Origin of the sequence: Gordonia insulae, from assembly GCF_003855095.1 — a bacterium.
Classification (GTDB): Bacteria; Actinomycetota; Actinomycetes; order Mycobacteriales; family Mycobacteriaceae; genus Gordonia; species Gordonia insulae.
Genome location: NZ_CP033972.1, coordinates 4,807,629 through 4,833,740 on the forward strand (window position 1 = coordinate 4,807,629; position 26,112 = coordinate 4,833,740).

Consider the following 26,112-nt stretch of genomic DNA (forward strand, 5'->3'; position numbering starts at 1 on the left):
GAATCACCCCCTCGTCGGTGGTCGATAGACTTCGCGGCATGGCACAGGGCGCATCTGACCGCGATCAACCGGACCCCGGGGATCGCGGCGACGGCACGCCCGTGGACGAGCCGCCCGCCGCCCCGTCGTGGCGGAACGCCCTGCCGTTTCTGGTGGCGCTGGGCGTGGTGGTCGTCGCGGCTGTCGGTATCGGCATCTCGTATCTGGTGCGGCCGGCCGACGATCGGATGAGCACCGAGGCGCATGTTCAACATGCGATCAACAACGCCTACACCGCGCGCAACGACCTCGACTACGCCAAGTTCCGGGACGCGACGTGTGCCGCCGATCTGTCGTCGACGACGTTCCCGAGTGAATCGACGTTCCTCGGGGACAACCGGCGCTCGTTCGACGAGAACGGCCACATCGTGATCCCGGAGATCTCCGGCGTGACCGTGGACGGAGACCGGGCGACCGCGCAGGTACATTGGCATTTCGATGAGAAGTCCGACCAGAACCAGGTGACCGAGATGGTCGTGGTGCGAGAAGACGGGGACTGGAAGGTGTGCACGTCGTGAGCTATTCGGGAGACATCACGCCGCAGGAGGCGTGGGAGAAGCTGGAGAACGATCCGAAGGCCGTGCTGGTCGACTGTCGCACCCGGGCCGAGTGGGCCTTCGTCGGCGTGCCGGATCTCGAGGTGATCGGCAAGCAGACCGTCTTCATCGAGTGGACCACTTTCCCCGACGGGGTGCCGAACAGTTCGTTCGTGGACCAGTTGCGGGCGGCCGGCGTGTCCGACGACAACGAGGTCATCTTCATCTGCCGCTCGGGACATCGATCCATCGGCGCGGCCCAGGCGGCCACCGCTGACGGCGTGTCGGCGGCCTACAACGTGCTCGACGGTTTCGAGGGCGGGCTCGACGAGAACGACCACCGTGGCGCCACCGGGTGGCGTGCCCTGAACCTCCCGTGGCGGCAGTCGTGAGCAGGCAACTGCCCGAAGGGGTTTCGCCGGACACGTTGGCGGTGCGCGCCGGGCTGGACCGGTCCGGGTTCTTCGAGACCTCCGAGGCGCTGTATCTGACCAGCGGCTACGTGTACGACTCGGCCGAGGCAGCCGAGCGGGCCTTCACCGGTGAGGACGAGCGATTCGTCTACTCCCGTTACGGCAACCCCACCGTGGCGATGTTCCAGGAGCGGCTCCGGCAACTCGAGGGTGCCGAGGCGTGCTTCGCCACCGCCAGCGGCATGGCCGCGGTGTTCGTCGCCCTGGGTGCGCTGCTGAAGACCGGCGACCGGTTGGTGGCCGCACGCAGCCTGTTCGGCTCCTGCTTCGTGGTCTGCAACGAGATCCTGCCCCGGTGGGGCATCGAGACGGTGTTCGTCGACGGTGAGGACCTCGACCAGTGGGAATCGGCACTGTCGACGCCGACGACAGCGGTGTTCTTCGAGACACCGTCGAATCCGATGCAGACCCTGGTGGATGTCGCCAAGGTCACCGAGATGGCACACGCCGCGGGTGCAAAGGTGGTGCTGGACAACGTCTTCGCCACTCCGCTGCTGCAGAGCGGCCTCGACATGGGTGCCGACGTCATCGTCTACTCCGGGACCAAACACATCGACGGCCAGGGTCGGGTGATGGGCGGTGCGGTGCTGGGCGCCAAGGACTACATCGACGGTCCGGTGCAGACCCTCATGCGGCACACCGGTCCGGCGCTGAGTCCGTTCAACGCCTGGACGATGCTCAAGGGCCTCGAGACGATGCGCCTGCGACTCGACGCCTCGGTGTCGTCGGCGCTGCGCATCGCGCAGTTCCTGGAGGACGATTCGCGGGTCCGCTGGGTGAAGTACCCGTTCCTGAAGTCGCATCCGCAGTACGACCTCGCGACGGCGCAGATGTCCGGTGGCGGCACCGTCGTCACCTTCGAGATCGGTGACCTCGACGGCGTCGACGGGAAGAAGCGTGCCTTCGAGGTGCTCAATGCGCTTCGCGTGGTGGACATCTCGAACAACCTCGGTGACTCGAAGTCGTTGATCACCCATCCGGCCACGACCACCCACCGCGCGATGGGTCCGGAGGGTCGGGCCGCGATCGGTGTCACCGACTCGGTGGTGCGCCTGTCGGTGGGCCTCGAGGGTGTCGACGACCTGCTCGCGGACCTGGATCAGGCGCTCGGCTGACGATCAGCTGTCGGCGATCCCCAGCGCCGTGAGCACGGTGCGTAATTTGGCCGTCGTCTCGTCCAGTTCTGCCTGCGGGTCGGACTGCGCGACGATCCCGCCACCGGCCCACGTGCGCAGGTGATGTCGATCCTCGGCGAGTTGTAGGCACCGGATGGTCACCATCCACTCGCCGTCGCCCGCGGCATCACACCAGCCGACCGCGCCTCCGTACAGCCCCCGCGGCTCCTCGACTTCCCGGATGAATTGCGCGGCAACATCACTCGGCGTGCCACAGACGGCGGGCGTAGGACTGAGCAGCAGTGCGAGGTCCAGCGCGGTGACCGAGTCGTCGCGCAGGGTCGCCCGGATCGGTGTCGCGAGATGCCAGATCTCGCCGGTGGCACGGACCTCGGGCGTCGACGGTGCTTGCAGATCCGCGCAGATCGGACCGAGGCGGTCGCGCAGGTAGTCGACGACGAACGCGTGCTCGGCGAGGTCCTTGCCCGACGCCGCGAGCGCGGCTGCCGCGGCACGATCGGTCTCCGGATCCGACGACCGGGGCGCGGAACCGGCGTACGGTTGCGCGGTCACCACGCGACCGTCCTTGCGTAACAACACCTCCGGGCTGGCGCCGAGCAACCACGAGCCGTCGCCGGTCGCCGCGCCGACGTTCACGCCGAAGGCGTTGTGCTCGGTGTTGCCGTGCGCGAGTGCGCCGAGCAGATCCTCGACGTCGGCGGCCGGTGCGATCGCGAGGTCCACCGCGCGCGCCAGCACCACCTTGTCGACGGCGCCGTCGGCGATCGCCTTGATGGCGCGGGTCACGCGGTCGCGGTGGACCGGGCGGTCGGGGTGGTAGGTCCTCGACGTCACGTCGTGGCGTCGGGGCCGCGCGCCCGCGAGCGGCGCGGAGTCGTGCGTCAGTGCGACGGGTGCGACCAGCGCCGCGCGATCGTCCGGGTCGAAGGGGATCGCGCCGGTGATCGCGTCGACCGCTCCGGTCCGGACGGCGTGGGCGGCGTCCGCTGTCTCGGTGAAGCGGCGCCGGTGGCCGTGACCGCGCACTGTGCCGTGGGGACGGGACAGCACGAACACCACGGGGGAGACGCCGTCGTCGGGAAACGCCATGCCCTCACGCTACCGGCGTCGTCGATCGGGAGTTTTGCGCAGGCTGAATCAAAATTGACACCCCGGTGCGCGATGGGCGAACCTTGGTGCAGGTCATGAGTGCCAGTGACAAGCCCCGGCTCGCTGGTCGGCAACCCTCCTCCGCGGTGGGGTGCTCCGGGTGACGACCTGGCCGTGGTCGAGGTGATCACGGCAAGCGCGGATTCCAAGGAGCATTTGTCATGACCGCTGTTCTCTCAGCACCCTTCCTCACACCCATCGCCGAGCTCGGTCCGGCGCACCCGTCCATCGCGCCGCTCGCGCAGGTCGTCGGTGCCGACGAGTGCGTGCCGCTGCGTGCAGGCGATTCGGCGCGCTACGCCAACCTCGACTACGCGGCCAGCGCGCCGGCCCTGACGGCGGTGGCGCAGACCGTGCAGGCGTCCCTCGCGCAGTACGCCAGCGTGCATCGTGGTGCCGGCCACCTGTCGCAGGTCACCACCCGACGCTATGAGGAAGCCCGCGAAACGGTCCGGGCGTTTGTCCGCGGCCGTGTGGACGACGCGGTGGTGTTCACCCGCGGCACCACCGACGCGATCAATCTCGCGGCGCATGTGACCTGCGGTGACGTCGTGGTGCTCGACATCGAGCACCATGCGAACCTGCTCCCGTGGTGCGCACCGGACCGCACCGGATCATCGCGGGTGCGGGTCGTGCCGGCATGCGCCACGATCGAGGACACCCTTGCGGCGCTCGACGCCGAACTCGCCTCCGCGCCGGCCGCGCTCCTCGCGGTGACCGCGGCGTCCAACGTCACCGGTGAGGTCCTGCCGATCGGCCGTCTCGCGTCGATCGCCCATCGGCACGGCGCGCGCATCCTCGTCGATGCCGCCCAACTGGTGGCTCATCGTCGGGTGTCGATGGTCAGCCACGGCATCGATTACCTGGTGTTCTCCGGTCACAAGCTCTACGCACCGTTCGGTGCGGGCGTCCTGATCGGCCGCGCCGACTGGCTCGACGCCGCCCCGCCGTATCTCGCCGGTGGCGGCGCGTCCGCGAGCGTGGACTTCGGAATCACCGGTGCCGACGCCGCGGTCGAGTGGCATCGCGGACCGGCGCGGCATGAGGCGGGGTCGCCGAATGTACTCGGCGCCATCTCGATCGCGGCGGCGTGCACGGCGCTGGCCGACATCGGGTTCGATTCCATCGGTCTGCACGAGGAGGCGCTGCGTGCCCGTCTCGACGACGGGCTCGCCGCGATCGACGGCGTGACCGCATTGCGGATCTTCGACGACTCGACGGATCGGGTGGGGATCGCAGGCTTCGACGTCGCCGGCCACGCACCTCGGGCGGTCGCCGAGTACCTCAGCTCTGATGCGGGCGTCGGAGTGCGGGACGGGAAGTTCTGCGCGCACCCGTTGTTGAAGCGGTTGGGTCACCCCGACGGCGCTGTCCGGGCGAGTTTCGGGCTCGGGACCGGCTCCGACGACATCGACCGACTGACCGATGCCCTGACGCGGCTGACCACGAGAGCGAGGACATCGTGACCATCGAGTTCGTTCACCAGACACCGGCGACCATCAGCATCGGCCGACCCGGCCTGCAGGTCGCCGTGGCGGGAGATCCGCTGGCGCAATCTTTTCCGATCGTGGTGCGGCGCTCGACGCTGCGCGATGCCCAACGCGCCAGGTCACTGCTGAGGGCAGGCACGCACGATCCGGCGAACTTCGTCGTGGCGCTCGAGGTCGAGGCCGCGATCGCGCCACACCCGGCATCGGCCCGCGCGTCTGCCGCGGATGAACCCGTACGCGCCGACGACACCGAGACGATCCGCTACGTCGGGACGCCCCGCGGTCTGGTCTCCCTCATCCGCGACATCTACGTCGCCGAGATCGCCGATGCGGTGATCATTGTGCCGCTCGACGGGTCGGCGACCGCCGCTCGGGTGCGCGAGCAGGTGCTGCCGGTGCTCGATCCCGCGCGGGGCCGCGTCGCCTGACCGAATCCCGGATGTCCCTCCCGGTCCCTGAATTGACACCTGTTCTTACCGCTCAGTAGGGTTCTGCCATCTTTGCGAGGGGGAGAACATGGTTCGGGGTAGTGGTGTGTCGATGCTCGGTCGCCTGGCAGTGGCGTCGATCGTGGTGGTCTGTGCGGTGATCGGGGTGGCCTCGACGGCCGGGCCGGCGCAGGCGGGCACCTACCAGCGGTACCTGGACCTGCCCCTGACCAACCGATTCGCCGATCAGCATGGCGGCGGGGTCAATCGCGGTCTGCCGACGGACCTCGACAGGCTTCGCGGCCTGCTCCAGGAGGCCCGCTCCGACGGTGTGGCGCCGAAACACTATGCCGCCCTGCTCTTCCAGTACCGACTCGTCCAGGCGACGACCGAGGCCGGCATCGAACTGGCCACCTGGGATCCCGCGAAGGGATTCCACGCGACCCGAGCGACGATGATCAAGAGCTACCGCTACTACGAGAACTTCCAGATCGCTCACCGCGGGCTGCAGTGGGCGGGCATGGCCGGCATGGTCGGCGCCGATTTCGGCGGCGGCACAGCCGATGTGGTTCTCGCCGGCGACATCTACCGCATCCAGGGGCTGCAGCCACTCGCGGCCGCGATCATCGACAAGGCCGTGTCGGTCGCCGGTCCGGGTGTTGTCGGTGTGTTCCCGGCGGGACTGCGCAATCTCGCGTACCACGCGGACAAGATCACCCCGGCCGATCTGGACTGGTTCTCGCGGCAGATCCTGGTGATGCAGAAGGCGATCTTCACCGATCTGATGCCGCTACACGTCGCCTACGTCAAGGACGGGCTGCGCGGCATCGACGAGTTCCGCGCCGCCGGCCTCATCGACGACGGGATCGCCGGGGCGTGGCGCGACATCGCGTCCAACGACGATGCACGGGTGGCCCGGGGCAACGAGACCCTGCTGCGGCGTGAGCAATACGACGTGGTGGGTTGGCAATTCGACAACGTGCGCAACTATCGCAAAGCCGACGGCGTCGGGGCCGCGCTCACCTACGCGATGACCCTGGCCGGCTCGCCCTCCATCGCCGGGGTTCCCGCACTGCGCAACTTCATCTCGTTCACCTACCGGGACCGGATGGCTGACGGCCGTACACTCCGAATCGCCACCCCGATCCCCGATTGGGACTGGTCGGTCTTCGACCTGCGGTGGAAGTACGTCACCACCGAGTTGCTGCCGCGATATCAGGACATGCTGAACCACAACCACTCTGCGTTGATGGCTCAGATGAAGGTGCCGTACGAGACTCAATTCGAGTCGCATCGCCCGATCGTCAACCTACACAAGATTCTCGGGGATGCGCTGGCGCACACCAGCGTCACGGTGTCTTGACACGTTCGTTCGCTCGTAGATCCTATCGGTGGGTACCGACAACGTCGCACACCTGACCGCGCATACGTGAGAACACTTGAGCGAGAACGACAGTGATGAGCTCACCCCGACGGTGACCCGGGCTCGCAGCGCTCGAATGCCGACTCAGGCTTCGCCGCGCTCCCACTGCTCGATCAGTGCCGACTCGGCGTCGCCGGTCAGCGTGCCGTAGAGCTTGAAGCGCGCCATGCCGCCGTCGGGGAAGATGTCCATGCGGGCCTCGGTCATCGGACGATCGAGATCGAGCACGAACCGGTGCCGCGTGTCCGGCTGTAAGTCCGTGCGCGGCAACACCTCGAACCATTCGCCGTCCTCGCCGTCACGCCCGCGGACAGATGCGGCGCCGGGGGCGTTGCCGAGAAAGTAGCTGGTGTCGAGCTCCACGAGGTTGATCTGGCCACGTCCGGCGAGGCGGACCTGCACCCAGTCGTTGCCCGAGTCGCGGCGCCGCGACGTCTCCCAGCCCTCGCCCATGTGGCGGGCGCGGCCGGGCATCAGCAGATTGTTGGGCGAGCTGTAGAACATGTTGGAGCAGGCCGTGATCAGGCCGCCGTTCTCCAGCGCCGCGAGGTCGAAATGTCCGTAGCGGAAGTAGTGCGGATTCGGCACGCCGCGCCCGTGCACGCGAAAGCGCGCGATGCCGCCGTCGGGGTACATGGACAGGCGTACATGGGTGAAACGGTTCTTGGCGTCGACCTTGAACGGATTGCGGGTGTCACCCTCGGCCGGGCTCTTCTCGACGATGGTGACCCATTCGGTGTCGTCCAGCAGTTGGTCGACCGAGGCCACGCCCTCGACCGCGGCCGCCTCGACGGAGATGAACGGCGGATAGTTGCCCTTGAACCAGGACGTGTCGACCACGACGCCGTAGACGACGCCCGGCGCACCGAGTCGCACGATCGCCTGGTCGACGCCGTCGGATCGCCGCCGACGCGTCTCCCAGCCGTCATAGATCTGACCCTTGTGGCCGAACGTGGCCGGCTGGTACTGCGCGGGCGGTGACTTGATGAGGTTCTGCGCCTCGGCGAACAGGTCGTCGTTGGTCCACAGCACCGCACCGCCCAGGTCGCGAAGCGCGAGGTCGGGCATGGAGGTGAAGTGCGGGCGACTGCCCGTGGAGGTCGGAGGCTGCGGAGTCACGATTTCTGATCGTAGGGGGGCGTTTGCCTTTGTTCGAATCCGAGCGCATACTTGCGCACGGCAACTAATTGCACTCTACAACTAATTGCAAAGAGAAAGTAAAAACCGGCGCTCGGGGAAGGCGGTCGAACATGCTCGATCAGGAAGCTGTGGACGATCTGTTCGATGTGCTCGCCCGGTACATCCGCATCCGCGATCGGGCTGTGCACACCACGTTCAAGACCGCCGACGGCGAGTTCGAGACGGCTGCCTTCAAGGGCCTGTTCCACCTGGCCCGACAGTCCATGCGGTCGCGGGAACTCGCCGAGAGTCTCAACGCCGATCCGTCGACGGTGAGCCGTCACGTCGCCCAGCTCGTGGAACTCGGACTGGTCCGCCGGGAGGCGGACCCCGTCGACGGGCGCGCGATCCTGCTGGTCATCACGGATGCCGGCCGGGAACGCGTCGAGGCGATGAGGATGGTGCGACGTACCGCGATGGACCACGCGATGTCGGACTGGACCGACGACGAACTCTGGACGCTCGTGCGTCTGCTCGGGAGATTCGTCGACGCGGCCGAGTCGATCATCGCACCGCCATGTGCGAAGGCGCCCACGTCACCGATGACGGGCGCGCCGGTAGATTTTGTGAAAGGACAGAAATGACTGAATCATCGGCCGCCACGGGGACCGCGGCCCACGATGACGTGGCGGGTGCGGGCCTGACCCACCGGCAGATCCTGACGATCCTCGCCGGCCTCATGATGGGCATGTTCCTCGCCGCCCTGGACCAGACGATCGTGTCGACCGCGATCCGCACGATCGCCGACGATCTGCAGGGCTACGACATGCAGGCGTGGGTGACCACCGCATACCTCGTCACGGCCACCATCGTGACCCCGCTCTACGGCAAGCTCTCCGACCTCTACGGGCGCAAGCCGTTCTTCCTGCTGGCCATCTCGATCTTCATCGTCGGTTCGCTGCTGTGCAGCATCGCGACGTCGATGTACGAGCTCGCCGCTTTCCGCGCGTTCCAGGGACTCGGTGCGGGCGGTCTGTTCACCCTCGCGCTGACCACCATCGGTGACATCGTGCCGCCGCGGGAGCGCGCGAAGTACCAGGGCTACTTCCTGGCCGTGTTCGGCACGTCGAGTGTTCTCGGTCCCGTGCTCGGTGGCCTCTTCGCGGGCCAGGCGACGATCCTGTGGATCTCCGGCTGGCGCTGGGTGTTCCTGGTGAACGTGCCGATCGGACTCGTCGCGTTGTTCGTGGTCTACCGCGTTCTCAACTACGACCAGCAGAAGGGCGTCGGCGGACGTACCGACTATTGGGGCGCGAGCGCGCTCGCCGTGGCCGTCGCGCCACTGCTCATCGTTGCCGAGCAGGGACGTGAATGGGGCTGGACCTCCGGACTGTCGATGCTCTGTTACGCGGTCGGCGTGGTCGGTATCGCCGCGTTCATCTGGATCGAACACAAGATGGGCGACGACGCCCTGATCCCACTCCGGGTGTTCAAGAGCCGGGTGTTCAGCCAGGGCATCGGAGTCTCGGTCATCGTCGGTGCGGTGATGTTCGGCGGCATCTCGATGCTGCCGCAGTACTTCCAGGTGCTCCGCGGATCGAGTCCCATGGTGGCCGGTCTGCAGATGCTGCCGATGGTGCTCGGTCTGATGACCGGCTCCATCATCTCGGGCCAGCTGATCTCCCGAACCGGGCGCTACAAGATCTTCACGATCATCGGATCCGTGCTGATCACTGTCGCCACCTTCCTGCTGCACACTGTTGGCACCGACACCCCGGTCTACCTGGTGATGCTGATGGCGGCGCTGCTCGGCTTCGGCCTCGGCAACCTGATGCAGCCGATCATGCTGGCGATGCAGAACATCTTGCCGCCGAAGGACATGGGGCTCTCGACCGGCACCGCGACCTTCTTCCGGCAGATCGGTGGCACGCTCGGTGTCGCGGTGTTCTTCTCGCTGCTGTTCTCCCTGATGGGGCCGAACATCAAGGACGAGATGACCACGGCGGCAACTCAACCCGAGTATCGAACGGCGGTCGTGCAGGCGTCGCAGAGCACCGATCCGCAGGTCAGCGGATTCGCCAAGTCATTGATGGCGGCAGCACAGAATCCGGGCGCATCCACCTCGTCGTCGGACAGCGTGATGAGTGACACGTCGGTCATCGAGAAGCTGCCGACCGAATTGTCGCAGCCGATCAAGGAGGGCTTCGCGAACTCGATGGATCGCGTCTTCCTCGCCGTGTCGATCATGTCGCTGCTCGCGATCATCGGCACCCTCACCTGGCGCGAACTACCTCTCCGCCAGGGGAAGCCGATCGGTGACCCGGAGTCGACGCTGACGACCTGACCGACCGCCGACAGCAACACGAAACCGCCGACGGCGACCTCCACATCGAAGTGGACGTCGCCGCCGGCGGTTTCCGTGTTCTGTCGGCCCGTAGAGATCAGCCGCGCGACGGCTCGTTGGTCTCCTCGGGGTGCTTCTCGAGACGTTCCACGGCTTCCTGCGCGATCTTCTCGGCCTGGTCCTTGCCGACCCAGCCGCCGGGCTGGACCTCTTTGCCCGGCTCGAGGTCCTTGTAGTGCTCGAAGAAGTGCGCAATCGGGCCGAGCTCGTACTCGCTCACGTCGGTGATGTCCTGGATGTGATCCCAGCGGACATCGCCGGCCGGGACGCACAGGAGCTTGTCGTCGCCGCCGGCCTCGTCGGACATCGTGAACATGCCGACGATGCGGGCGCGGACGATGATGCCGGGGAACACCGATTCGGGCAGCAGCACCATCGCGTCGAGCGGGTCGCCGTCCTCGCCGAGCGTGTTGTCGATGTATCCGTAGTCGGCGGGGTAACCCATCGACGTGTACAGGTACCGGTCCAGATAGACCTTCCCCGTCTCGTGATCGACCTCGTATTTGTTGCGGCCGCCCTTGGGGATCTCGATGGTCACATCGAATTCCACGATTCCTCCTGGCAAGTCATTTCGCTGGTGGTGATGGCAGCCGACGAGCAGTCGCCTGCGCAGATCGCCTCAACGATACTGTGAGGGCCAAGAGATCGGGGGTCGGACCCCACGGCGATATCCGGAGGTTTTGTGGGCGCACGGCGCAGATCCACCAGGCGCATGCTGCTGTGGACGATCATCTCGGTGGTCATCCTCGCGCTGATCGCGGCCGGTTCGGTCGCTGTCGCACTGCACCTCGACAAGTCCGACGAACTGCCTCCGGGGATACCGCCACAACCGGCCGCGATCACGGTGAACCCGCAGATCAAGGCGGTGTCCGACGCCGCGCCCGAGCCGACGGCGGCGGGCGTCCAGCAGGCCATCGCAGCTGCCGTTCGCGATCCCGCGCTGGGCCAGTTCACCGGGCAGATCAGCGACGCGCTGACCGGCGCGACCCTGTGGTCGGATGCGCCGACCCAACCTCGCGTCCCGGCGTCGAACGCGAAGATCCTCACCGCGAGCGCGGCGCTCCTCGGCTTGCCGCACGACAAACGACTGACCACGACCGTCATCGCCGGTCCCAACGGCCGCCTGATCCTGAAGGGGGCCGGCGACCCGACGCTCTCGGCGCAGCCCACCGGCGCGGACACGTTCTACACGGATGCACCGCGGATCGCCGACCTCGCGGCGCAGATCCGCAAGGCGGGCATCCCGGTGACGTCGGTCGCCGTGGACACCGGCGCCTACAGCGGGCCGACGATGGAACGTACCTGGGATCGTCAGGACATCGCGGGCGGCGACATCGCGCCGATCGAGTCGCTGATGGCCGACGGCGGGCGGATCGAGCCTCTCGACGAATACTCGCCGCGGGTGGAGAACCCGGCGGCGACCGCGGGGGAGGCGCTCGCGACGGCGCTCGGCGTCGACACTCGGGTCACCGAGGACACCGCACCCGCGGGTGGACAGGTCGTCGCGTCGGTGACGTCGGCGCCGCTGGTGACCAGGGTGAACGACATGATGCGATTCAGTGACAACGTGCTCGCGGAGACGCTGTCGCTCGAACTGTCGGTGGCGCAGGGCGGTCCCGCCACCATCGCGGGTGGGGTGACCGCGGTGGAGAAGGTGCTGACCGAGCACGGCTTCGACATGTCCGGCGTGACGCTGCGTGATGCGTCCGGACTGTCCTACGCCAACCGGGTCCCCGCCGCCGTGCTCGACAAACTCATGGCCGCGGCGAGTGGCCCGTCGCAGCCGTTGATGCGGTCGATGCTCGACGGTCTGCCCGTCGCCGGCGGCACGGGAACGCTCGCCGACAGGTTCAACCCGCAGACCAACCCGGGCGCCGGATGGGTGCGTGCGAAGACGGGAACCCTCACCGGGGTGAGTTCGTTGACCGGGATAGTCCAGACCATCGACGGCCGGGTGCTCTCCTTCGCGCTGATGTCGGGGGGCACGTCACCGGCCGACGCCCGGCCCGCGCTCGACGCCGTGGCCGGCGAGCTGAGGGAATGTGGGTGTCGATGACGAGCAGTGATGTGACCAGCGAGCTCGGGCACGGTGACGTCGAGTCGATCGGTGCCCGTATCGACTGGGGACTGGCCGCGGCGACCGGCAAGCGGTTGTCCCGACCGGGGCCCAAGACCACCGCCTACACCCTGGACGCGGCTCACGCCGAGTTGGCCGACGCCGCGACGCGGGCGGAGGGTCCGGTCCGGGACGTCACCGGACTCGCCGACGGGTTGCGCGTGCCGACCACCCGCATCCTCGACCGCAAGGAGTGGGTCGATGCGGCGGCGCAGTCGATGCAGTCGATGCTCGGCGCCGGGAGCGGAGCGAGCGGGCCGGGTGGGAACGGCGCCGGGAGCGGAGCGAGCGGGCCGGGTGGGAACGGCGCCGGGAGCGGAGCGAGCGGGCCGGGTGATGCCGATACCTCGGATTCCGGTGGTCTGCTGGCGTCCATCGAAGGCGGCATCGAGAACCTGTCGGCCAAGGCCGGCGGCTTGCAGGCGGGTGGGCTCCTCGCCTTCCTCTCCGGGGCGATCCTGGGACAGTACGATCCGTTCACACCCGATCCGGAGACCGGTGAGCCCGGTGTGCTGATGGTCGTCGCGCCCAACATCATCTCGGTGGAACGTTCACTTCGCGTGGTGCCCAGCGACTTCCGGCTCTGGGTTTGTCTGCACGAAGTCACCCATCGGGTGCAGTTCTCGGCGAATCCGTGGCTGCGTCAGTACATGGTCGACAACATCGCGCTGATCACGTCGGACGCGGGGGAGTCGACCGGGGAGATCGTGTCCCGGCTGACCGAGACGTTGCGCAGCAACAAGCCGCGCGAGAAGGGCGTGCTCGGCGCCGTGCAGCTGCTGCAGACGCCGGAACAGTACGACGCGTTCAGCCGGATGATGATGCTCGGCACCCTGCTCGAAGGTCACGCCGATCACGTGATGGATGCCGTCGGGCCGGTTCACGTGCCGACGGTGGCCGAGATCCGGCAGTCCTTCGACAAGCGTCGCGCCGCGCCGCGCAATCCGGTTCAGCGCATCATCCGAGCGTTGATCGGGATGGATGCCAAACTCGCCCAGTACATCCGGGGCAAGGCCTTCGTCGACGAGGTCGTCGGCGCGGTCGGTATGACGGCGTTCAACACCATCTGGACGTCGCCGGAGACGATGCCGCGCCCCAATGAGATCGACGAGCCGCGGGCATGGATGCAGCGGGTCTTGTAACCCGCACGGTCGCCGATTTCGTCGACGCCCATCTGCCCCCCGGTGCGCCGGTGTGTGTCGCCCTGTCCGGCGGGGCCGATTCGTCGGCATTGGTCGCGGGCGCGCTTCGGGCCGGATTGCCGGTGTGCGCGCTGGTGGTCGATCACGGACTGCAGGACGGATCCGCCGGGGTGGCCGCTGCGGCCGCCGACACCGCACGGCGACTCGGGGCGAGCGCGCAGGTTCTCACCGTCGAGGTGGGTACGGCAGGAGGTCTCGAGGCGGCCGCCCGCGACGCCCGTTACGTCGCACTGGACGACGCTCGCGACGGTCGGCCGGTGCTGCTCGGCCACACCGCCGACGACCAGGCCGAAACAGTGCTACTCGGGCTGGCGCGCGGCTCCGGTGCCCGATCGATCGCGGGTATGCGGCCGTGGCGTGAGCCGTGGGGTCGACCACTGCTGGGCATTCGTCGCACCGACACGGTGACGGCGTGTGCGGAGCTCGGGCTGCAACCGCATCACGATCCGCACAACGACGATCGACGATTCACCCGGGTGCGGTTGCGCTCCGAGGTGCTCCCGCTGCTCGACGACGTCCTCCACGGTGGCGTCGTCGACGCGCTGGGCCGGACCGCGAACGCTCTGCAGGCGGACCTCGACGCGCTCGATGCGCTCGCCGACACGCAGTGGCCGGCCGCGTCGGTCGACGGTGAACTCGACGTCGAGACGATCCGCGGCGTTCCGACCGCCATCCGGACCCGAGTCGTGCGTCGCTGGCTGCTCGCCGTCGGCGCGACGGAACCGACGCACCGCGTGATCTCCGCAGTCGACGCCCTGGTCACCGACGAACGGTCACGCGGCCACGTCGCGATCGGCGGCGATCCGACGGCTCGGCGGGTCGTCATCCGGTCCGGACAGAGATTGACGGTCCGCCTCGTCGAACGCTGAGGCGGACCGTCGGGGTGGTTGGTTCAGTAGGCGCTGCCGGTCAGCGCGTGCTCACCTCCGAGGAGGTACGAACGGTGAGTTGATGGTGTTGAAGTAGTTGATCGCGCTGTAGATCAATGATCCACCGCCGCCGAGTGCGATGCCGGCGAGGCCGCCGAGCGAGGCGCCGAGTGGGATACCGGGCAGGCAGCCGAGTCCAGCGAGTGGGAGGCCGAGCAGGCATCCGGCGACCGCGCCGACGAGCGCGCCGAGGAGGGTGCCGACGATCGACGAGATCGACATGCCGGCGCTCAACTCCTGGTTGAACCTGGCCAATGCCTGGTCATCCCGCTCACGTTTGGTGCGCGGCGCGTCCGACTGCTTTGCCGCTGCGGCCGCACGGACAGGCTCGACCTGCGCGGGATCCAGCACGGTCGACCGGGAGACGTCCCGAGAGGGCACCAGGGTTGCGGTCTTTCCCGCGGTGCGGGCATCGATCGGGAATTGCCGATATTCCATTCGATAATTCAGCGGCATCCGGAACTTCTCCGCGCCGGCATTGTTTCGAATCACCAACATCCCGTTACCGGTGCTGATAGTGCCGTTGTGCACGGTCAGACTCATGGAGTCGGCCGTCTTGGACACGTCGTAGGTAACCGGCCCGGCTTGTGCCGGCGCGGCCTGGACGGATCCGGCGAACGCCGTAATCGCCGCTATGGCAAGAGAAATGATTGCGAGGACACGGAGTTGCAGGGCGGAGCTCCGTCGGGTCGATCCGGTGCGCCGGAATGTGAACATAGGCCAATCTTTCGGGTCGGTCGGCTCGGTCGGCATGAGCCACGGTTTGCGGGTGCAGATCGGTGAGTTTCGTTCGCAGAACAAATGATTCGGTCCCCGGGAATCGATTTGTCTACGGACAATTCACCTTCACAAATGCGTGTTCTGTTGTGGGTAAAAGTGTGTCGCGTGTGAAGAGATGTTGTCATTCGTGACGCGAGTGTGATGCCCGACACACCGTTCCCGGGTTGGATGTCGTACGAATGACCTACTTCGTTACGCCTATCCGCCGTCCGGCGTCCTCAGCCTTGCGGGGCCGCCACTTCCTTGGGCGGCACGAACGGCTTGTTGATGGTCTGGAAGTACTGGACCGCCGCGTAGATGAGCGTGCCGCCGCCACCCAGGACGAGTCCGACGATGCCACCGAGCGTCGCCCCCGCGACCACTCCGGTGCACGCGGCGAAGATCGTCACCAGGCACCCGACGAACCCGCCGCCGACCGCTCCCACGATGAGTCCGACGAGCTGCGACACCGTCATGCCGATGCTGAGCGTCTGGGTGAACTGGTTCAGCGCGCGGTCGTCACGCTGCTTCTTGGTCTTCGGGGCGTCCGGGTCGACCTGCTTGGCGGCCTGCGCGCGCAGGCCGTCGACCTGGGACTTGCTCACCGGGGTCGCCCGTGCGGGATTCTTCGACGGTGTCAGCGTGGTCGTGTTGCCGACCGTCTTCGCGTCGATGGGGAACTGTTTGTACTCCATGCGGTAGGCCAGTGGCATCCGGTAGACCTCTGCGCCGGCGGTGTTGCGGATCGAGAGCTGTCCGTTCTCGGTCGAGATCGAGCCGTTCTCGATGGCGATCTTGATCGATGAAGCCGTCGACGACGCCGTGTACTTCACGGGCGGCGGCGCGGCGGTGGCGGGTGCTGCCTGCGCGGTGCCGGCCACGGCGGTGGCGGTGGCCACGGCCAGTGCGGTGATCGAGAGGGTGTGAACGGCTGTGCGGGAGAATCGGGACGGACGGCTGGAACGCGGCGTGGAGGACATTCGATCAGGTCTCTCGGATCGGTGAGGGCGGCTGGGGAGAGAGCGGGCTCACGACGAGTCCGCAACATCGAAAAGATCACATTTGCGATCCCATTGTTGACCACTGTCGGTCGATCGTACAAGTCGGCCGAACGTCTTAACCTACGTTTGCTGCACGACCCGCCGAAATCCGCTGATCACCGTCGCCGGTCGGTGGAGTGGTGCTCGCTCACCGGTTTCGCGAGCGGCATGACAAGCTAGACACGTGCAGTCCCCCAGTCCGAGTGGCACAGGCCCGTACGGCGACGACATAGAGGCGATCCTCATCACCGAGGATCAGATCCGCGAACGCACCCAGGAGTTGGCCGAGTCCGTGGCCGCGAGGTACGCCGCCATCGACGAGGATCTCGTCCTGATCGGTGTTCTCAAGGGCGCGATCATGTTCATGACCGATTTCGCGCGGGCCCTGCCCATCCCGTCGCAGATGGAATTCATGGCGGTCTCCAGCTACGGCTCGTCGACGTCGTCGTCGGGTGTGGTGCGGATTCTCAAAGACCTCGACCGTGACATCGCCGGCCGCGACGTCCTCATCGTCGAGGACATCATCGACTCCGGTCTCACCCTGTCGTGGTTGATGAAGAACCTGGCGACCCGGTCCCCGCGGTCGCTGGAGGTGTGCACCCTGCTGCGCAAACCCGAGGCGGTGCGCTCGCCGGTGGACGTCGCCGACGTCGGGTTCGACATCGCCAACGAGTTCGTCGTCGGATACGGGCTCGACTATGCCGAGCGGTACCGCGATCTGCCGTTCATCGGGCGGCTGCGGCCCTCGGTCTACCAGAACTGACGCTCTACCAGCGTCGAGTGGTGTCCGTAACGCCTCGGAACGGTTTTCCGTGGATGTTCGTTGACCGGTAGCCTCTACAAATACGGACAGCCGCGCGTCGTGATGCGCGGCCGGCCAAAGACGTCGACCGGGAAGGACAGTGGAACGGCACGGGCAGAGCCGCGCGGGCGCTCCCGGACCACCACCCAACAGGCATGAACCGAAAGTCAGTCTTCCGCAACCTCGCCATCGTGGCGCTGATCGTGCTCGCCCTCTGGGGCTGGAGCGTGATGCGCGACTCCGGTCGCGAATACCGGTCTGTGGACACCTCGGTCGCGTTGACACAGCTCAATGTCAAGAACACCGACCGCATCGACATCGACGACCGCGAGCAGACGCTGCGGATCGAGCTCAAGGAGCCGATCAAGGTCGACGGCAAGGACGTCACCAAGATCAGCGCCAAGTACCCGGCGTCGGCCGGCGAACAGGTCTTCGACTCGGTCACGACGACCGGCGCCGCTTATCAGACCAACGTCAGCCAGCAGTCGGCGCTCTGGCAGATCCTCATCTTCATCCTCCCGATGCTCCTGCTGTTCGGCCTGTTCTTCTTCGTGATGAACCGGATGCAGGGCGGCGGCAAGGGCGGGGTCATGGGCTTCGGCAAGTCGAAGGCCAAGCAGCTCACCAAGGACATGCCGAAGACCACGTTCGCCGATGTCGCAGGCGCCGACGAGGCGGTCGAGGAACTCTACGAGATCAAGGACTTCCTGCAGAATCCGGCGCGCTACCAGGCGCTCGGCGCGAAGATCCCCAAGGGCGTGCTGCTCTACGGTCCGCCCGGCACCGGTAAGACGTTGCTCGCGCGTGCCGTCGCCGGCGAGGCCGGCGTGCCGTTCTTCACCATCTCCGGCTCGGATTTCGTGGAGATGTTCGTCGGTGTGGGCGCCTCCCGCGTCCGCGACCTGTTCGAGCAGGCGAAGAACAACAGCCCGTGCATCATCTTCGTCGACGAGATCGACGCGGTCGGACGCCAGCGCGGTGCCGGCCTCGGCGGTGGCCACGACGAGCGTGAGCAGACCCTGAACCAGTTGCTCGTCGAGATGGACGGCTTCGGTGAGCGTTCGGGCGTCATCCTGATCGCCGCGACCAACCGGCCCGACATCCTCGACCCCGCGCTGCTGCGGCCAGGACGCTTCGACCGACAGATCCCGGTCGGCAACCCCGACATCGCTGGACGTCGCGCGATCCTCAAGGTGCACGCCCAGGGCAAGCCGATCGATTCGGATGCCGATCTCGACGGTCTGGCCAAGCGGACACCGGGCATGTCCGGTGCCGATCTGGCCAACGTCGTCAACGAGGCGGCCCTGCTCGCCGCCCGCGAGAACAAGAACACCATCACGGCCGAGATGCTCGAGGAGGCGGTCGATCGTGTGATCGGCGGCCCCCGTCGCAAGAGCCGGATCATCAGCGAGCACGAGAAGAAGGTCGTGGCCTATCACGAGGGTGGTCACACCCTCGCCGCCTGGGCGATGCCCGACCTGGACCCGATCTACAAGGTCACCATCCTCGCGCGCGGCCGCACCGGCGGTCATGCTCTCGCGGTGCCGGAGCAGGACAAGGACCTCATGACGCGGTCGGAGATGATCGCCCGCCTGGTCATGGCGATGGGCGGCCGCGCCGCCGAGGAGTTGGTGTTCCACGAGCCCACGACGGGTGCCTCGTCGGACATCGACCAGGCCACCAAGATCGCGCGCGCGATGGTCACCGAGTACGGCATGAGCGCCAAGCTGGGCGCGGTGCATTACGGCCAGGAGCAGGGCGACCCGTTCCTGGGCCGGTCGATGGGCAACCAGGCCTCCTACTCCGCAGAGATCGCCAGCGAGATCGACGACGAGGTGCGCAGGCTGATCGAGGCCGCGCACACCGAGGCCTGGGCGATCCTGGCGGAGTATCGAGACACCCTCGATGTGCTGGCGACCGAACTCCTGGAGAAGGAGACACTCACCCGCAAGGATCTCGAGAAGATCTTCTCCAGCGTCGAGAAGCGCCCCCGGATCACCACTTTCAACGAGTTCGGTGATCGCACGCCCAGTGACAAGCCGCCGGTGAAGACGCCGGGCGAGCTGGCCATCGAGCGCGGCGAGCCGTGGCCGCCGGAGCCGGTGATGCCGGAACCGACACCGGAACCCGTGGGTGCCGGCGCAGGTCAACCGGGCGGATACCCGAATCCTGCTCCGGGACAGGCATACCCGCCTGCATATCCGCCGCAGTCGGCGCCCGGCTACCCGCCCTACGGCGGACACCCCGGTCAGCAGGGCGGCTATCCGGGTCAGCCGACGCACGGCACCCGGCCGGACTACGGCGCTCCCCGCGACTGGTCGGCTCCGGGCTGGCCTCCGCAGGACTCGACTCCGGGCCCGCAGAACGGATCGGGTACGAATGGCAACGGCAGTAACGGCACCAACGGTGCCGGACGGCCTGACCAGTACGGTCAGCCGGGCAATCCTGACAGGTGACGAGCGACGGCCGGTCGCCCAACGGCCGGTCGGATCACGTTTCGCAGAACGGATCAATTGAGCGATGACGATCAGTGAGCACGAGGACACCCACGTCGAGCTGGGAGCCAGGGGAGAGATGAGCGGGTCCGACGGGCACATCGACGCCGACGACGTGACGTCGGCCGGCCATCACTTCGACCAGGCCCGCGCCGAGGCGGCCATCCGTGAACTGCTGATCGCCGTCGGGGAGGATCCCGATCGGGAAGGGCTGCAGCGCACACCGACCCGCGTCGCCAACGCCTACCGTGAGGTGTTCGCCGGGCTCTACACGGACCCCAGTGAGGTGCTCGCCACCACCTTCGACGAGAACCACGACGAATTGGTGCTGGTCAAGGACATCCCGATGTACTCGACATGCGAGCACCACCTGGTGTCGTTCCACGGTGTCGCGCACGTCGGATACATCCCGGGTGTCTCCGGACAGGTGACCGGACTGTCGAAGCTCGCCCGCCTCGTCGACCTCTACGCCAAACGGCCGCAGGTACAGGAGCGACTGACGAGCCAGATCGCTGATGCGATCGTCAAGCGGCTCGATCCGCGCGGCGTCATCGTCGTGATCGAGGCCGAGCACCTCTGCATGGCCATGCGCGGTATCCGCAAACCCGGTGCCAAGACCACGACATCGGCCGTGCGCGGAATGTTCAAGACGAGCGCGGTCTCCCGCGGCGAGGCCCTCGACCTGATCTCCCGCCCCTGAGCCGGCACCCGGCCCCGATGCTCCCGACCAATCGCAACGGCCCAATCCCGGTGCCGGGCCGCAGCGGCCCGCACGCCCCGGTGCCGGCCGACCGCACCCTGGTCATGGGGGTCATCAACGTCACCGCGGATTCCTTCTCCGACGGCGGCCGCTACCTCGATCACCACGCGGCGATCGCCCACGGGCACGACCTGATCGCGCAGGGCGCCGACCTCATCGACATCGGCGGCGAGTCGACCCGACCCGGATCGTCACGTGTCGACCCGCGTGACGAGGCCGAGCGAGTGGCGCCGGTGATCAAGGGACTGGCCGGAACGGGCATCCCGATCTCCGTGGACACCATGCGGGCAGCGGTCGCGGAGGTCGCGATCGAGGCGGGTGCCAGCGTGATCAACGACGTCTCCGGCGGGCGCGCCGACGCCGACATGGCCCGCGTCGTCGCCGACTCCGGGCTGCCGTGGATTCTCATGCATTGGCGACCGATCGACCCGGCGAACCCCGACGTCCCGTTCGATGGCGGGAGCAGCCGATTCAGCCACGGCATCGGTGATGCCGGCGGCTACCGCGACGTGGTGGCCGAGGTGAGCGGCGAACTGCTGCAACAGGTCGACGCCGCAGTGGCCGCGGGCGTCGACCCGGATCGGATCATCCTCGATCCCGGCCTCGGTTTCGCCAAGACCGGCGAACACAACTGGGCGTTGCTGCATGCGCTGCCGACCTTTGTCGGCCTCGGTTTCCCGGTGCTCGTGGGCGCATCGCGCAAGCGCTTCCTGGGCACCCTGCTGGGTCGCGACGGCGAGCCGCGCCCACCGGCCGGCCGGGAGATCGCGACGGCGGCGGTGTCCACACTGTCGGCGATGGAAGGTGCATGGGCGGTGCGTGTGCACGACGTCGAGAAGAGTCGCGACGCGATCGCGGTGGCGACCGCGTGGCGGCGGGGCGGCCGACGGGGCACGATCGATCCGCCGTCGCCGGCCGCGGGAACAGGAATGGTGAGCGGCTGATGGCCGATCGGATCGAGCTGCGCGGCCTCGTCGTGCGCGGCAACCACGGCGTCTTCGAGCATGAACGACGCGACGGACAGGACTTCATCCTCGACATTGTGCTGTGGCTCGACCTCGCGGTCGCCGCCGCCTCCGACGAACTCGCCGACACCGTCGACTACGGCGCTCTCGCCCAGAAAGCCCACGACATCGTCGCCGGTGAACCGCGCAATCTCATCGAGGCGGTCGGCGGCGAGGTCGCCGAGTCGATCATGGATGACGAACGGATCGTCGCCTGCGAGGTGACGGTGCACAAGCCATCCGCCCCGATCCCGCTGCAGTTCGCCGACGTCGCGGTGGTGACCCGACGGTCCCGCAAAGGGATGAGCAGGTGACCCGGGCGGTGCTCTCGGCCGGTTCCAACGTCGGCGACCGCCTCGCCCACCTGACGTCGGTCGTCGACCGTGTCGCCGACGACCTCGTCGCGGTCAGCCCGGTCTACTCCACGCCCCCGTGGGGCGGTGTCGAGCAGGACGACTTCTACAACATCACCCTGATCGTCGACGGCGACCGCGGGCCATACGACTGGCTGGCGCTGGGCGCGGAACTCGAGCAGGACGCCGACCGGACGCGCGAGGTCCGCTGGGGGCCGCGGACACTCGACGTCGACGTGATCACCGTCAGCGACGGCGACGACGTCGTCCGCAGCGACGATCCGCAGTTGCTGCTGCCACATCCGCGCGCCGCCGAGCGTGCCTTCGTCCTCGTGCCGTGGCTGGCGATCGACCCGGCGGCCACTTTGTGGACGCCGGCCGGCTTCGAGGCGGTCGCCGATCTCATCGAGCGGATCGACCCCGCCGACATTGCCGGCGTCGTGCCGGTGACGGATCCGCCGCCGGTGAGGTCGCGATGACGTCGCCGCGACCCCGCTCCGGCCGTGACCAGGACGAGGAACCGGGCCTCGGGCCGACACGCCTGCGCGACCTCACCATCATCGGTCTCATCACGGCCGTCACGGTCTTCATCCTGGTCCGCTACAACTACGGCAGTCTGCCGCCGATGCCCCTGCTCGCCGGGCTGGTGCTCTACATCCTGGCGGCACTCGAGGTCGTCATCGCCTTCATCGTCCGGACCCGGGTGGCGTCTCGCGACGTCGGACGCGCCCGCGGGCAGCTGCATCCGCTGACCGCTGCCCGCGTCCTCGCGCTGGCCAAGGCGTCGGCGATCCTGGGTGCGCTCGCGGTCGGGGTCTGGGCCGGGCTGCTGGCGTTCCTGTGGACGCAGCACGACCTGTCGGCGGCCGACCACGATCGTCCGGGCGCGATCATCGGCGTCGTCGGCGGGATCGTCCTCGTCGCCGCGGCGCTGTGGCTCGAGTACTGCTGCCGGGCTCCCGACGACCCCACCGACGATGCCGTCGGCGGCCATCCGGGACCTGCCTGACCCGGGCGAACCGGGCCTGACGTGCGGTGAATCGTGACTCTCCGCCCCCGGTTGGCCGATAACCCGGGCCTCAGGCGGTATGTTCACGGACATGACGACCTCGAACGGCCGTTCCACCGAGTCGCGGCGATCCGGTAGATCGGTGGGACAGTGGCTGCTCGGTCTGCTCATCGTGCTGGCCATCGTTGCCAGCGTGCTCATGGTGTTCACCGACCAGTTGTCGGTGAGTGGCTCACTCGCCGTCATCGCGGCGCTCTGGGCCGCCGTGATCGGTGCGATCCTCGTCACCAAGTTCCGTCGCCAGGCCGAGAGTGCCGAGGCGAAGAGTCGGGATCTGCGGCTCGTGTACGAACTGCAGTTGGAGCGGGAGATCGCGGCCCGGCGCCAGTACGAACTCGACGTCGAGACCACCATCCGCAAGGAGGTCAGCGCGGAGTCCAACGCGGAACTCGCCGACCTCAAGACGCAGGTGCTGGCACTGCGATCCAGTCTGGAGATGCTGCTCGGGGAGTCTCTGCCCGACACCCGCACGGCACTGCCGAGCGAGAAGTTGCGTGAGCTGGCATCCGGCATCGGGGACGACCGCCGCGTCCATCAGGGTTATGGCCAACCCTTCCGCACCGACGACAGCGTGTTGGCCGCCCAGGATTTCGCGGCGACTGCGCCCGCCGCCGATCTCGGTCGGCACATCCCCACCGACGTCGATCCCAACGAGATGACCGAGGTCATCCCCATCATCACCGACGACGCCCCGATGTCGGGTCGCATCGCGACCGAGGTACCCGAGGAGCCCGTCGATCAGGTCGAAGACGCGGTGATCGCGGAGACCGATGAGACGACCTATGCGACTGCGGCATCCGGCGTCGCACCGACCGACGTGGTGACCGGCGGTCCCACGACGTACGTCGACGAGACCCCCACCGACGAGTGGGCGACGTCGGCGCAGGCGGCGCAGACGCAACCGACGGCCGACGGCCTGCCGGAGATCGACCCCGAGCCCGCCGCGCCCGAGCCCGCCGCGCCCGAGCCCGCCGCGCCCGAGCCCGCCGCACCCGAGCCTGAGGTCGAGGTCGAGCCGGAGGCGGCGGCCGTCCCGGAAACCATTCCTGACGACGAGCCGGTGGAAGCGACGCCCGGCCCGACGTTCGGCGCCCCCGGCCGCCACGAGACGACCGGTGACAGCGTGAGCCCGTCCCTGCAGGGACGTCGTCGTCGGCGTGATGACGACGACGGTGAGAGCGCGCATTCGGCCGGTCTGCCGGTGTCCGAACTGCTCAGCCAGCTCCGGCAGTCCAACGCGACCGGTGGCGGTCGCCGCCGTCGCGAGGACTGATCGACCCACCCCCTGAACAGCCGGTTTGCGCGTCATGACGGGCCGCCGACGATCCGACCGGCGTGAGGCCTGTCACAGGCGTTGGCCCCGAGGTGGGCGCAGGGCCTAACCTTGCTGCGTAACGTCTGGTACCCGCGCCGAAGCCGGGACTGGAACGAATCGGAGGACAGCGGTGACCTCACCGAACGATGGTCTCGGCCCACGCATGGGCGCATCGGGTGACCCCATGTCCGGCCTCTCCAACCTCCCCACCCCGGCACGCCTCACCGTCGGCGTGATCTCTGCCGGCCGGGTGGGCACCGCCCTCGGTGCCGCCCTCGAACAGGCCGGACATGTGGTCGGCGCCGTGGTCGCGCGATCCGAGTCCTCCCGACGCCGCGCCTCCGAGCGCCTGCCCGAATCGGAGATCCTCGACCTCGATGCGGTCGTCGCACGCTCCGAACTGCTGATCCTCGCGGTTCCCGACGCCGTACTGGCTGCGGTGGTCGACGACGTCGCGCGGTCGGGGTCGCTGCGCCCCAACACCCTTGTCGCCCACACCGCCGGCGCCAAGGGCGTCGCGGTTCTCGCGCCCCTCAGTGCACTCGGCGCGCTGCCCCTCGCCATCCATCCGGCGATGACCTTCGTCGGCACCGACGACGACACCGCGCGGCTGCGACAGTCGTGTTTCGGCGTGACCGCTGCCGACGAGGTCGGTTTCGCGATCGCGCAGTCGCTGGTTCTCGAGATGGGCGGCGAACCCGTCCGCATCGCGGAGACCGACCGCGTGCTCTATCACGCGGCGCTGGCGCATGGCGCCAACCACCTGGTCACGCTGATCTCTGACGCGGTCGCTGCGCTCAACGCGGCCATCGACGGTCTCGACGGCGGCGCGGCGCGTGAAACCGCGACCGTCGACGGCAGCGGCACGCTCCTCGCCGAACGGATTCTGGGCCCGCTGGTGACCGCGTCGCTGCAGAACGTCCTCGAGCTCGGCCCGCGTGCGCTGACGGGCCCGGTCGCCCGGGGCGACGCGGCCGCCGTCGCCGACCACCTGGCTGCGCTCCGCAAGCTACCGTCCGGGCGGCCCGGCACGGTCGGGATCGCCGAGTCCTACCGCGTGCTGGCCCGTCGCACCGCCGATTACACCGATGCACCGGCTGCGCTGCTCGATGTGCTGGAGGTGTCATGACCACGCCATTGTCCGAAAAGGCCTACACGCCAGGCGAACTCACCATCCACCGCGATCCGGCGACGCTGCATCGGGTCAGCCGGACATTGCGCCGGGCGGGTAAGCGGGTGGTGCTGGTGCCGACGATGGGCGCATTGCACGCAGGTCACCTCGAACTCGTCCGTGCAGCGAAGGGCAAGGGTGACGCGGTCGTCATCGTGTCGATCTTCGTGAACCCGCTGCAGTTCGGCGCGGGGGAGGACCTCGACGCCTACCCGCGCACCTTCTCCGACGACTGCGCACTGTTGCGGCCTCTCGGCGTGGAACTGGTGTTCGCACCGACCGTGGCCGGCATGTATCCGGACGGTCGTCGTACGATGGTGCATCCCGGTCCGGCCGGCGCCGTCCTCGACGGGATCGCACGGCCGACCCATTTCGCCGGCATGCTGACCGTTGTCCTCAAACTGCTGAACATCGCTGCGCCGCATGCGGCGTACTTCGGCGAGAAGGACTATCAGCAGCTGGTGCTGATCAAGCAGATGGTCGACGACCTCGACGTGGACGTGGAGATCGTCGGAGTGCCGACGGTACGTGAACCCGATGGCCTGGCGATGTCGTCGCGCAACCGATACCTCGACGACGCCCAACGCGATCTCGCCACCACGCTGTCAGCGGCCCTGGTTGCCGGCACCCACGCGGCCGCGGGTGGCCGCGAGGCAATACTCGCTGCGGCACAAGCAGTCCTGGACAGCCGCCCCGAGATCGAGGTGGACTATCTCGCGCTCACCGACCGCCAACTCGGCGAGCCTCCCGAGCGCGGCGACGGGCGCCTGCTGGTGGCGGCCCGGGTCGGCGCCGCGCGCCTGATCGACAACGTCGGTGTCGCGATCGGCACGGGCTTCGCCGATCGCGATCCCCAACAGACCACCCAGTGACCCAATCCCACCTGACGAGAGGGGAACC

Annotated in this window: 26 protein-coding genes and 1 riboswitch; of the genes, 21 read left to right on the forward strand and 5 right to left on the reverse strand. The window is 67.9% G+C overall.

All coding sequences use genetic code 11. The features are described 5' to 3' along the window. The first annotated feature begins 38 nt into the window (after nt 1-38). From D7316_RS21920 to D7316_RS21930, 3 genes are read left to right on the forward strand one after another with little or no spacing between them, the layout of a single operon-like run. Nucleotides 39-557 (forward strand): Rv0361 family membrane protein, encoded by a 519-nt coding sequence (locus D7316_RS21920; RefSeq protein ID WP_124710146.1) that lies wholly within the window; start codon nt 39-41, stop codon nt 555-557. Further along, entirely contained in the window at nt 554-967 is a 414-nt protein-coding gene (locus D7316_RS21925) for a rhodanese-like domain-containing protein (RefSeq protein ID WP_124710147.1), read from the forward strand. Before D7316_RS21920 ends, D7316_RS21925 begins: the two co-directional genes overlap by 4 nt. Continuing rightward, a complete protein-coding gene (locus tag D7316_RS21930) occupies nt 964-2,163 on the forward strand; it encodes an O-succinylhomoserine sulfhydrylase (protein WP_124710148.1) in 1,200 nt (399 codons plus the stop codon). Before D7316_RS21925 ends, D7316_RS21930 begins: the two co-directional genes overlap by 4 nt. A 3-nt stretch (nt 2,164-2,166) precedes the next feature. On the opposite strand, the gene D7316_RS21935 is transcribed toward D7316_RS21930, so the two are convergent. Next, nucleotides 2,167-3,273: an isochorismate synthase gene (locus D7316_RS21935; RefSeq protein WP_164473837.1), complete on the reverse strand. Its 1,107-nt coding sequence runs from the start codon at nt 3,271-3,273 to the stop codon at nt 2,167-2,169. Nucleotides 3,274-3,364: 91 nt separating this feature from the next. After that, nucleotides 3,365-3,478, forward strand: a riboswitch (SAM riboswitch). Between the two features lie 16 nt (nt 3,479-3,494). Here D7316_RS21935 and D7316_RS21940 point away from each other — a divergent pair. The 3 genes from D7316_RS21940 (at nt 3,495) to D7316_RS21950 (ending at nt 6,614) form a co-directional block, all read left to right on the forward strand. Continuing rightward, the gene (locus D7316_RS21940) at nt 3,495-4,799 is read left to right on the forward strand and encodes an aminotransferase class V-fold PLP-dependent enzyme (RefSeq protein WP_124710149.1); all 1,305 of its coding nucleotides are present in this window, start codon (nt 3,495-3,497) and stop codon (nt 4,797-4,799) included. Next, on the forward strand, nt 4,796-5,251 hold the full coding sequence (locus D7316_RS21945) for a hypothetical protein (protein ID WP_232017018.1): 456 nt from the start codon (nt 4,796-4,798) through the stop codon (nt 5,249-5,251). Before D7316_RS21940 ends, D7316_RS21945 begins: the two co-directional genes overlap by 4 nt. Nucleotides 5,252-5,363: 112 nt before the next feature. Continuing rightward, nucleotides 5,364-6,614, forward strand: a complete 1,251-nt coding sequence (locus D7316_RS21950) for a hypothetical protein (RefSeq protein WP_232017019.1) — start codon at nt 5,364-5,366, stop codon at nt 6,612-6,614. Nucleotides 6,615-6,758: 144 nt separating this feature from the next. Here D7316_RS21950 and alc read toward each other — a convergent pair whose 3' ends face one another. Next, nucleotides 6,759-7,742, reverse strand: coding sequence for an allantoicase (gene alc, locus D7316_RS21955; protein ID WP_232017214.1), 984 nt, complete (start codon nt 7,740-7,742; stop codon nt 6,759-6,761). Nucleotides 7,743-7,924: 182 nt separating this feature from the next. Between alc and D7316_RS21960 the strand changes: the two genes are divergently transcribed. Together D7316_RS21960 and D7316_RS21965 are read left to right on the forward strand one after the other, a co-directional pair. After that, on the forward strand, nt 7,925-8,437 hold the full coding sequence (locus D7316_RS21960; protein ID WP_124710152.1) for a MarR family winged helix-turn-helix transcriptional regulator: 513 nt from the start codon (nt 7,925-7,927) through the stop codon (nt 8,435-8,437). Continuing rightward, nucleotides 8,434-10,137: an MDR family MFS transporter gene (locus D7316_RS21965; protein ID WP_124710153.1), complete on the forward strand. Its 1,704-nt coding sequence runs from the start codon at nt 8,434-8,436 to the stop codon at nt 10,135-10,137. The genes D7316_RS21960 and D7316_RS21965 overlap by 4 nt, the downstream gene beginning before the upstream one ends. Nucleotides 10,138-10,234: 97 nt before the next feature. Here the strand turns inward: D7316_RS21965 and D7316_RS21970 are convergent, their stop codons facing one another. Continuing rightward, nucleotides 10,235-10,747 (reverse strand): inorganic diphosphatase, encoded by a 513-nt coding sequence (locus tag D7316_RS21970; protein WP_124710154.1) that lies wholly within the window; start codon nt 10,745-10,747, stop codon nt 10,235-10,237. Between the two features lie 162 nt (nt 10,748-10,909). Here D7316_RS21970 and dacB point away from each other — a divergent pair, with 162 nt between their 5' ends. From dacB to tilS, 3 genes are read left to right on the forward strand one after another with little or no spacing between them, the layout of a single operon-like run. Next, nucleotides 10,910-12,253: a D-alanyl-D-alanine carboxypeptidase/D-alanyl-D-alanine endopeptidase gene (gene dacB / locus D7316_RS21975; protein ID WP_124710155.1), complete on the forward strand. Its 1,344-nt coding sequence runs from the start codon at nt 10,910-10,912 to the stop codon at nt 12,251-12,253. Beyond that, a complete protein-coding gene (locus D7316_RS21980) occupies nt 12,250-13,455 on the forward strand; it encodes a zinc-dependent metalloprotease (RefSeq protein WP_232017020.1) in 1,206 nt (401 codons plus the stop codon). The genes dacB and D7316_RS21980 overlap by 4 nt, the downstream gene beginning before the upstream one ends. Next, a complete protein-coding gene (tilS, locus tag D7316_RS21985; protein ID WP_124710157.1) occupies nt 13,434-14,384 on the forward strand; it encodes a tRNA lysidine(34) synthetase TilS in 951 nt (316 codons plus the stop codon). Before D7316_RS21980 ends, tilS begins: the two co-directional genes overlap by 22 nt. Nucleotides 14,385-14,435: 51 nt before the next feature. Here tilS and D7316_RS21990 read toward each other — a convergent pair whose 3' ends face one another. Both D7316_RS21990 and D7316_RS21995 read right to left on the reverse strand, forming a co-directional pair. Then, nucleotides 14,436-15,197 (reverse strand): glycine zipper family protein, encoded by a 762-nt coding sequence (locus tag D7316_RS21990; protein ID WP_331852581.1) that lies wholly within the window; start codon nt 15,195-15,197, stop codon nt 14,436-14,438. A gap of 245 nt (nt 15,198-15,442) precedes the next feature. Further along, complete coding sequence (locus D7316_RS21995) at nt 15,443-16,183, reverse strand: glycine zipper family protein (protein ID WP_124710158.1); 741 nt, start codon at nt 16,181-16,183, stop codon at nt 15,443-15,445. 244 nt (nt 16,184-16,427) lie between these two features. Between D7316_RS21995 and hpt the strand changes: the two genes are divergently transcribed. From hpt to panC, 10 genes are all read left to right on the forward strand, one after another. Next, the gene (gene hpt, locus D7316_RS22000; RefSeq protein ID WP_124710159.1) at nt 16,428-17,006 is read left to right on the forward strand and encodes a hypoxanthine phosphoribosyltransferase; all 579 of its coding nucleotides are present in this window, start codon (nt 16,428-16,430) and stop codon (nt 17,004-17,006) included. 194 nt (nt 17,007-17,200) lie between these two features. Further along, nucleotides 17,201-19,501 carry an ATP-dependent zinc metalloprotease FtsH gene (gene ftsH / locus D7316_RS22005; protein WP_124710160.1) on the forward strand — a complete coding sequence of 767 codons (2,301 nt, stop codon included), beginning with the start codon at nt 17,201-17,203 and terminating at the stop codon, nt 19,499-19,501. Nucleotides 19,502-19,565: 64 nt separating this feature from the next. Next, a complete protein-coding gene (folE, locus tag D7316_RS22010) occupies nt 19,566-20,240 on the forward strand; it encodes a GTP cyclohydrolase I FolE (protein ID WP_408610035.1) in 675 nt (224 codons plus the stop codon). Nucleotides 20,241-20,344: 104 nt separating this feature from the next. Next, nucleotides 20,345-21,244, forward strand: a complete 900-nt coding sequence (gene folP / locus D7316_RS22015) for a dihydropteroate synthase (protein WP_124711501.1) — start codon at nt 20,345-20,347, stop codon at nt 21,242-21,244. Next, a complete protein-coding gene (gene folB, locus D7316_RS22020) occupies nt 21,244-21,618 on the forward strand; it encodes a dihydroneopterin aldolase (RefSeq protein ID WP_124710161.1) in 375 nt (124 codons plus the stop codon). The genes folP and folB overlap by 1 nt, the downstream gene beginning before the upstream one ends. Continuing rightward, complete coding sequence (folK, locus tag D7316_RS22025) at nt 21,615-22,136, forward strand: 2-amino-4-hydroxy-6-hydroxymethyldihydropteridine diphosphokinase (protein ID WP_124710162.1); 522 nt, start codon at nt 21,615-21,617, stop codon at nt 22,134-22,136. Before folB ends, folK begins: the two co-directional genes overlap by 4 nt. Then, complete coding sequence (locus tag D7316_RS22030) at nt 22,133-22,666, forward strand: DUF3180 domain-containing protein (RefSeq protein WP_124710163.1); 534 nt, start codon at nt 22,133-22,135, stop codon at nt 22,664-22,666. The genes folK and D7316_RS22030 overlap by 4 nt, the downstream gene beginning before the upstream one ends. Nucleotides 22,667-22,757: 91 nt before the next feature. After that, a complete protein-coding gene (locus D7316_RS22035) occupies nt 22,758-23,999 on the forward strand; it encodes a DUF6779 domain-containing protein (protein ID WP_124710164.1) in 1,242 nt (413 codons plus the stop codon). Between the two features lie 205 nt (nt 24,000-24,204). Beyond that, the gene (locus tag D7316_RS22040; protein ID WP_124711502.1) at nt 24,205-25,170 is read left to right on the forward strand and encodes a Rossmann-like and DUF2520 domain-containing protein; all 966 of its coding nucleotides are present in this window, start codon (nt 24,205-24,207) and stop codon (nt 25,168-25,170) included. Continuing rightward, nucleotides 25,167-26,084, forward strand: a complete 918-nt coding sequence (panC, locus tag D7316_RS22045) for a pantoate--beta-alanine ligase (RefSeq protein ID WP_124710165.1) — start codon at nt 25,167-25,169, stop codon at nt 26,082-26,084. The genes D7316_RS22040 and panC overlap by 4 nt, the downstream gene beginning before the upstream one ends. Nucleotides 26,085-26,112 lie beyond the last annotated feature (28 nt).

What these genes read in the sequence shown, in the direction of transcription:
- D7316_RS21920 (WP_124710146.1), top strand. Translation starts at nt 39, where the DNA reads ATGGCACAGGGCGCATCTGACCGCGATCAACCGGACCCCGGGGATCGC.
- D7316_RS21935 (WP_164473837.1), bottom strand. Translation starts at nt 3,273, where the DNA reads ATGGCGTTTCCCGACGACGGCGTCTCCCCCGTGGTGTTCGTGCTGTCC.
- D7316_RS21940 (WP_124710149.1), top strand. Translation starts at nt 3,495, where the DNA reads ATGACCGCTGTTCTCTCAGCACCCTTCCTCACACCCATCGCCGAGCTC.
- D7316_RS21950 (WP_232017019.1), top strand. Translation starts at nt 5,364, where the DNA reads ATGCTCGGTCGCCTGGCAGTGGCGTCGATCGTGGTGGTCTGTGCGGTG.
- alc (WP_232017214.1), bottom strand. Translation starts at nt 7,742, where the DNA reads ATGCCCGACCTCGCGCTTCGCGACCTGGGCGGTGCGGTGCTGTGGACC.
- D7316_RS21960 (WP_124710152.1), top strand. Translation starts at nt 7,925, where the DNA reads ATGCTCGATCAGGAAGCTGTGGACGATCTGTTCGATGTGCTCGCCCGG.
- D7316_RS21965 (WP_124710153.1), top strand. Translation starts at nt 8,434, where the DNA reads ATGACTGAATCATCGGCCGCCACGGGGACCGCGGCCCACGATGACGTG.
- dacB (WP_124710155.1), top strand. Translation starts at nt 10,910, where the DNA reads ATGCTGCTGTGGACGATCATCTCGGTGGTCATCCTCGCGCTGATCGCG.
- D7316_RS21980 (WP_232017020.1), top strand. Translation starts at nt 12,250, where the DNA reads ATGACGAGCAGTGATGTGACCAGCGAGCTCGGGCACGGTGACGTCGAG.
- tilS (WP_124710157.1), top strand. Translation starts at nt 13,434, where the DNA reads ATGGATGCAGCGGGTCTTGTAACCCGCACGGTCGCCGATTTCGTCGAC.
- D7316_RS21990 (WP_331852581.1), bottom strand. Translation starts at nt 15,197, where the DNA reads ATGCCGACCGAGCCGACCGACCCGAAAGATTGGCCTATGTTCACATTC.
- D7316_RS21995 (WP_124710158.1), bottom strand. Translation starts at nt 16,183, where the DNA reads ATGTCCTCCACGCCGCGTTCCAGCCGTCCGTCCCGATTCTCCCGCACA.
- ftsH (WP_124710160.1), top strand. Translation starts at nt 17,201, where the DNA reads ATGAACCGAAAGTCAGTCTTCCGCAACCTCGCCATCGTGGCGCTGATC.
- folE (WP_408610035.1), top strand. Translation starts at nt 19,566, where the DNA reads ATGACGATCAGTGAGCACGAGGACACCCACGTCGAGCTGGGAGCCAGG.
- folP (WP_124711501.1), top strand. Translation starts at nt 20,345, where the DNA reads ATGGGGGTCATCAACGTCACCGCGGATTCCTTCTCCGACGGCGGCCGC.
- folB (WP_124710161.1), top strand. Translation starts at nt 21,244, where the DNA reads ATGGCCGATCGGATCGAGCTGCGCGGCCTCGTCGTGCGCGGCAACCAC.
- D7316_RS22030 (WP_124710163.1), top strand. Translation starts at nt 22,133, where the DNA reads ATGACGTCGCCGCGACCCCGCTCCGGCCGTGACCAGGACGAGGAACCG.
- D7316_RS22035 (WP_124710164.1), top strand. Translation starts at nt 22,758, where the DNA reads ATGACGACCTCGAACGGCCGTTCCACCGAGTCGCGGCGATCCGGTAGA.
- D7316_RS22040 (WP_124711502.1), top strand. Translation starts at nt 24,205, where the DNA reads ATGGGCGCATCGGGTGACCCCATGTCCGGCCTCTCCAACCTCCCCACC.
- panC (WP_124710165.1), top strand. Translation starts at nt 25,167, where the DNA reads ATGACCACGCCATTGTCCGAAAAGGCCTACACGCCAGGCGAACTCACC.